General features: G+C 70.6%; 6 protein-coding genes and 1 pseudogene. 4 read left to right on the top strand and 3 right to left on the bottom strand.

The window, feature by feature from the left end:
* Nucleotides 1–359: pseudogene (locus tag WBA11_RS18495) on the bottom strand (hypothetical protein); the annotation flags it as partial.
* Between the two features lie 77 nt (nucleotides 360–436).
* Here WBA11_RS18495 and WBA11_RS18490 point away from each other — a divergent pair.
* The 4 genes from WBA11_RS18490 to WBA11_RS18475 are packed head-to-tail and all read left to right on the top strand — an operon-like array spanning nucleotide 437 to nucleotide 4363.
* Nucleotides 437–1177, top strand: coding sequence for a DUF4097 family beta strand repeat-containing protein (locus WBA11_RS18490; RefSeq protein WP_424522106.1), 741 nt, complete (start codon nucleotides 437–439; stop codon nucleotides 1175–1177).
* A gap of 41 nt (nucleotides 1178–1218) precedes the next feature.
* Nucleotides 1219–2460 carry an amidohydrolase family protein gene (locus WBA11_RS18485; RefSeq protein ID WP_424522105.1) on the top strand — a complete coding sequence of 414 codons (1242 nt, stop codon included), beginning with the start codon at nucleotides 1219–1221 and terminating at the stop codon, nucleotides 2458–2460.
* On the top strand, nucleotides 2457–3620 hold the full coding sequence (locus WBA11_RS18480; RefSeq protein WP_424522104.1) for a sensor histidine kinase: 1164 nt from the start codon (nucleotides 2457–2459) through the stop codon (nucleotides 3618–3620). Before WBA11_RS18485 ends, WBA11_RS18480 begins: the two co-directional genes overlap by 4 nt.
* On the top strand, nucleotides 3617–4363 hold the full coding sequence (locus WBA11_RS18475) for a LytR/AlgR family response regulator transcription factor (protein ID WP_424522103.1): 747 nt from the start codon (nucleotides 3617–3619) through the stop codon (nucleotides 4361–4363). The genes WBA11_RS18480 and WBA11_RS18475 overlap by 4 nt, the downstream gene beginning before the upstream one ends.
* A gap of 172 nt (nucleotides 4364–4535) precedes the next feature.
* Here the strand turns inward: WBA11_RS18475 and WBA11_RS18470 are convergent, their stop codons facing one another.
* Both WBA11_RS18470 and recR read right to left on the bottom strand, forming a co-directional pair.
* Nucleotides 4536–4940 carry a hypothetical protein gene (locus WBA11_RS18470; protein WP_424522102.1) on the bottom strand — a complete coding sequence of 135 codons (405 nt, stop codon included), beginning with the start codon at nucleotides 4938–4940 and terminating at the stop codon, nucleotides 4536–4538.
* Between the two features lie 77 nt (nucleotides 4941–5017).
* On the bottom strand, nucleotides 5018–5692 hold the full coding sequence (gene recR / locus WBA11_RS18465) for a recombination mediator RecR (protein ID WP_424522107.1): 675 nt from the start codon (nucleotides 5690–5692) through the stop codon (nucleotides 5018–5020).
* Nucleotides 5693–5728: the final 36 nt, after the last annotated feature.

Raw genomic sequence — 5728 nt, 5'->3', positions numbered from 1 at the left:
ACGGTAAGGGGCGCGCCGTCCAGCAGGATCGCGGTCTGCCGCTCGCTTGCCCCTCGGATCGCCAGGAGCGTCTGGCCTCGTGAGTTCGTCGGTGCGGCGGCGGACGGAATAAGTCGGGCGACGTCGGCGACGGAGACGGGGTCGCGCGTCAGGACGCTCGCGATCGGGATGCGCTCGACGCCGGCCCGCGGTGGCGCGTCTCCCACGACGACCTCGCCCAACGCCCGCGTCGTATCCGCCTGGGCCACGGCCGGTCCGGCGAGAACGAGGGCGAGGAGTAGCCGGAGCACGGCGCGGAAGCTAGCTCGGTCCGTCCTCGAGCCCTGGCTCCTCGAGGTCGCTGCGACTCGTCGACGCATCCTGCGGTTGGCCGGATGGGGTTCGTCCTCGAGGACGGCGCTCTCCTATCGTCCGGGCGAGCACTTCCTCCGACACCGTGACGCTTCTCCTCGCCCTTCTCGCCTTCGCCTCCACCGACTGCCAGCCGGCCCACGCCTATGGCCCGTCCGAGTGCGAGGTCCGCACGCTCACGCTCCCCGCCGACGGAGACCTGACCGTCCGCAACGACGTCAGCGGCGCCATCGCGGTCCGCGCATGGGACCGCGACGAGATCGAGGTCCGGGCCGAGGTCCGCGCCTACGACTCCCGAGGTCGCTCGGCCGCCGACCTGCTCGCCGCGACCGTCCTCGAGGCCGGCGACGTGCTCCGGCCCGTAACCGAGGGCGGCGGCTGGGTCGAGGTCGCGTTCACGATCTCGGTCCCGCGAGACACCGACCTCGACGTGCGCACCAACAACGGCTCGGTGAGCGTCGAGGGCGTCGCCGGGACACTGCGCATCGACTCCAACAACGGGGCCGTCCGCCTCACCGACGTCTCCGGCGACGTCGAGGCCAAGACGAGCAACGGGAACGTGGTCATCGACCTCGAGGGCGAGACGTGGGACGGCGACGGGCTCTCGGCCTCGACGCGGAATGGCGACGTCCGCCTGGTCGTGCCCGAGCGTTACGCGGCGCTGGTGGACGCCGGGACGAGCTACGGGTCCGTCGGCGGCATTGAGGACGATGGCATCGAGGGCTTCCGGTCGGCGCGCGAGTCGGCGCGGCTCTACCTCGGCGCGGGCGGCCCGACGATCCGCCTGCGGACCCGCAACGGCGACGTCCAACTCGTCCGCGGATAACGCCCCCACGTCAGCCTGCTCGTTCCGTACCCGTGCCTTCGATGCGTCTCGTCGTTCTCCTCTTGCTCGCCGCCGCCGTCCACGCGCAGCCCGTCGCTCTCGAGGGCAGGACCCCGCGCCTCAATCCTGACGCGCCGGCGACGGCCTACGTCGGCGGCCGGTGGTACGACGGCGAGCGGTTCGCCGACCGCGACACGACCTGGGCGGAGGGCGGCGTGTTCGTCGACGGACCCCTCCGCGATGCCCGCATCGTTGACCTCGGCGGCCGGTACGTCGTCCCGCCGTTCGCCGACGCCCACGTTCACCGTGTCGAGGGCGAATGGGCCGTCGACTGGGTCATCGCGGACCACCTCGAGGCCGGGACGTTCTACGTCAAGAACCTCAACAACATCGCCCGTTACGCCCGCCGGCTCGCGCCCTACGTCAACCACCCGGGCGGCATCGACGTCGCGTTCGCACATGGCGGGATCACCGCGCCCGGCGCCCACCCGTTCCCTCTCTACGCACGTCTCGCGGATGGCGTGTACCGGGACCTTGACCCCGACTCGCTCGACGGCATCGCCGCGTGGGGCGTCGCGACGATCGAGGACCTCGAACGACGGTGGCCCGACATCATCGCCGAGCGCCCCGACCACGTCAAGCTGCTCTTGCTCGACCACGAGAGCGGGCAGGGGCTCCAGCCCGACGTGTTCCGCCGCGCGGTCGCGCTCGCCCGCGAAGCCGGGCTTCAGACGTCGGTCCACGTCGACACCGTCGCCGACCTCGCGCTCGCCGTCGATGCTGGCGCGAACGAGGCCGCCCACATGCCACCGATGTTCGGGGCCGACGACCGGTTCGTGATCTCCCCGGCCCTCGCGGCTCATATGGCCGCACGCGACTTCGTTGTGACGCCGACTGCCAGCGTGGCCCAGGCCCGCGACTTTGGGGGAAAAGAGGCTGGGCAAGCCCAGCGGGCCGAGAACGTCCGGCGGCTCCTCGACGCCGGCGTGTTCGTTGCGACCGGTACGGACGGGAGTGCGACGAGCGCGATTGGCGAGGCCGAGACCTTGGTCGAGATCGGAGCGATGACGCAGGCCCAAGCCCTCTATTCGCTGACGCAGACCGGCCCCCGATCGGTCTTCCCGGGCCGCGCCATCGGCGTCCTCGAGGACGGCTACGAGGCCAGCTTCCTCGCCCTCGAGTGCGACCCGCTCGCCAATCTCGGGTGCGCGCGCCAGATCGAACAGCGCATCAAGCAAGGCACCGACCTCGAGGTCGCGCCGACGGTCACGGAGGCCGAGTGAGCCAGCTAGATTCGACTCCGATGGAGGACCTGACCCAGCCCCGGATCACTCTGAAAGGCGTCGCGATGGTCGCGGCGGCCTACGTCGTGCTCGCCCTGTTCTACTCGGCGACCATCCAACAATGGGCGCTCCAGGAGAGCCTCGCGCGGTTCGTCGACGAGACGGTCGGGCTCCTACCGCGCTCGCTCATCGACTACGGGCTGAAGGGGGTGTTGACGGTCCCGGTGTGGTGGGTCGTGATCCGCGTCCTCGACGGGCGTCCACGGTCCCAAGTCGCGGCCCACGTCGCGCTCTTACCGTTGTGGGTGTGGGCGTGGTACGCCGCGTACCGAGCGCTCGCACCCGTCCTCGATTACGGAGTGCTGGGCGACCAGGGGAAGGCGTGGGACATCTTCATCCCCGGGCTCGTCTATCTCGCCCAGTTCGGCGCCTTTCACGCGTGGCGCTACGTCTCCCAACTCCGCGCCCAGGCCGGCCTCGAGGCCGCCATGCAAGCGCGGCAGTCCGATCTCGAGCGGGCGACCCGAGACGCCCAACTCGCCGCGCTTCGGGCGCAGATGGACCCGCACTTCCTGTTCAACACGCTCAACTCCGTCGCCGCCTCCGTTCCAGCCGAGCAGGGCGCGACCCGCGACTTGGTCGCCCGGCTGTCCGGCCTGGTCCGCTACACGCTCGCCGCCGCTCGCCGGGACCGGGTGCTGCTCCGCGAAGAGCTCGACTTCGTCCGCGATTATCTCGCCCTCGAGCAGGAGCGGATGGGCGACCGCCTCGAGGTCGAGGTCGACGCCGACGCCGATGCCCTCGACGTCTTGGTCCCGCCCATGCTGGTCCAACCCCTCGTCGAGAACGCCATCCGACACGGGATTGCGCCCACCCTCGAGGGTGGAACGGTCCGCATCGAGGCCCGCCGGACCGGGGGCGCCGTCCACATCATGGTCCGCGACGACGGCGCCGGACCGAGCCGCCCGCCTGCCGAAATCCTCCACCCCGGCGACCTCGAGAGCCGTCAGGCCGGCGCAGCCAACGGCGTCGGTCTGTCCAACACGGACGCCCGGCTGCGAGCCCTGTTCGGCGGCGGCTTAGCCCTCGACGTGCCCGGCTCGGGCGACGGACAAGCGCGCGGCTTCGAAGCTCGGTTCACCGTCCCTGCCGAGTCGTGACGCGAGCCCTCATCGTGGACGACGAAGCCCCCGCGCGCCGGATGGTCGCGGACGCCCTCGAGCGGTCCGGCGCAGACGTCGGGGTCGTCGGCGAGTGTGCCAACGGCCTGGAGGCTGTCGAGGCCGTCCTCGAGGCTGGGGCGTCGGGCGCGCCCATTGGCCTGCTGTTCCTGGACGTCCAGATGCCCGGCCTGACCGGCTTCGAGGTCCTGTCCGACCTCGAGGGCCGCGACGTCGCGCTCCCGTCCGTCGTGTTCTCGACCGCGTTCGACCAGTTCGCCGTGCGCGCCTTCGAGGTCGCGGCCGTCGACTACCTGCTCAAGCCGTTTACCCAAGCCCGCTTCGATGAAGCCCTCGGCCGCGCCCTCGAGGCCGCCCCGGAGCGCGTCGTCGAGGTGGTGCGCCAAGCTTCGACCTACCCGGCGCGGCTGCTCGTCGAGGACGGCGGCGTGTTCGTGCCGGTCGCGGTCCAGGACGTGATCTGGGCCGAGGCCGCCGGCGACTACACCCAACTCCACACCCACGGGCGGACGTACCTCGCGTCCCAAGGGATCGGGGCCTTGTCGGAGAGGCTGGACCCGGCCCGGTTCGCCCGCGTCCACCGCTCGACGGTCGTCGCCCTCGACGCGCTGCGCGCCCTGGAGCGCGACAACTCCGGCGGCTTCCTCGCGAGGCTCGTGGATGGCTCGACGGTCCGCGTGAGCCGGACCTACGCCGACACGATCCGCGACATGATGGCGTAGTGGACGAGAGCACCGCGCAAGCAGCGAGGCTTGCTGTCACCGACGTGTCTCGACCGAGCGTCCGCCGTCCTCGAGGACGAACGCTCGGGGAGCCGGGAATGCGACTCCACATCGGCGATGGAGGGGAGGTACCAGCGGCGGTCTAGAAGCCTCCGAGGGGCCATGCCCAGCTTCACAGCAGCGGGCTCGGGGTCGCGAGCGGCTCCGCCTTCTGGACTAGCAGCGGCATCAGCGCGCCGCGGTAGGCCCACAGAAGGATCACCGTCAGCGCCCCGACGACGTACGCGCCGACGCCGCCGGCGGGGTCGAACCGGAGGTGGTACATCACGATGTTGACCGCGATCGGGACCAGCATCACCAAGGCCAGCGGGACGAACCGGCCGGACACGAGCAGCAGCCCGATCACGACCTCGAACACCTTGACCGTCGTCATCACACCGCCGCTCGCGAGCGCCGTCATGAAGTCGAGGCCCGGGCCGGGATCCGGCGGGGGCACCTTGCCCAAGAGGCCGGCGATGCCGGAGGCGACCAGGATCAGACCGAGCAGGACGCGGACAACGGTGACGGCGGCTTTCACTAGCGGACAGGGAGGAACGTGCGTTGCAACAAGTTTTTGGAACGTTGGTTCCAAAACCCTCTCCCGAGGCCGACCTGCTACATCCCCGCCCGGCCCTCGAGGGCGCGGCTCAGCGTCGCCTCGTCCGCGAACTCGAGGTCGCCGCCGATGGGCAGTCCTCGCGCGATCCGTGAGACGGTGACGCCGAACGGCGCGAGCATCTGCCCGACGTAGTACGCCGTCGTGTCGCCCTCGACGTTCGGGTTCATCGCCAGGATGACCTCCTGGACGGGCGCGTCCTCGCTCTCGAGGTCGGCGCCGCGGCCGTCGTAGCCTTCGGTGGGTTCCGCGACGGCCGTCCTCGAGGACGTCTGGGCCACGCGCGCGATCAACTCCGAGATGTGGAGGTCGTCGGGGCCGATGCCGTCGAGAGGGGAGATGACGCCTCCGAGCACGTGGTAGAGCCCCCGGAACTCGCCGGTCCGCTCCAGCGCCATCACGTCGGACGGCTCCTCGACGACGCAGATCACGCTCTTGTCGCGGCGCTCGGAGCTGCACACCGGGCACGGGTCGAGGTCGGTCACGTTGAAGCAGACCGAGCACGTCTTGACGCGGTCTTTCGCCGCGACCATCGCCTTGGCGATCTCGACGACCTCCTCACGGGGCATCTTCAAGATGAACGCGGCGAGCCGCTGTGCCGTCTTTCGGCCGATCGGCGGGAGCTTCGAGAGCTGCTCCACGAGCGACTCTACGGTCTCAGAAGTCAGGTGCACGGGTGTGGGAGGCGAGAACGGGGGAAGGTCATGCGC

The organism is Rubrivirga sp. (assembly GCF_049648075.1).
Lineage (GTDB): Bacteria > Bacteroidota > Rhodothermia > Rhodothermales > Rubricoccaceae > Rubrivirga.
This window is presented reverse-complemented; position numbering and strand designations above follow the sequence as displayed.

Coding starts and splice junctions, on each gene's coding strand:
- WBA11_RS18485 (WP_424522105.1), top strand. CDS start 1,219: ATGCGTCTCGTCGTTCTCCTCTTGCTCGCCGCCGCCGTCCACGCGCAG.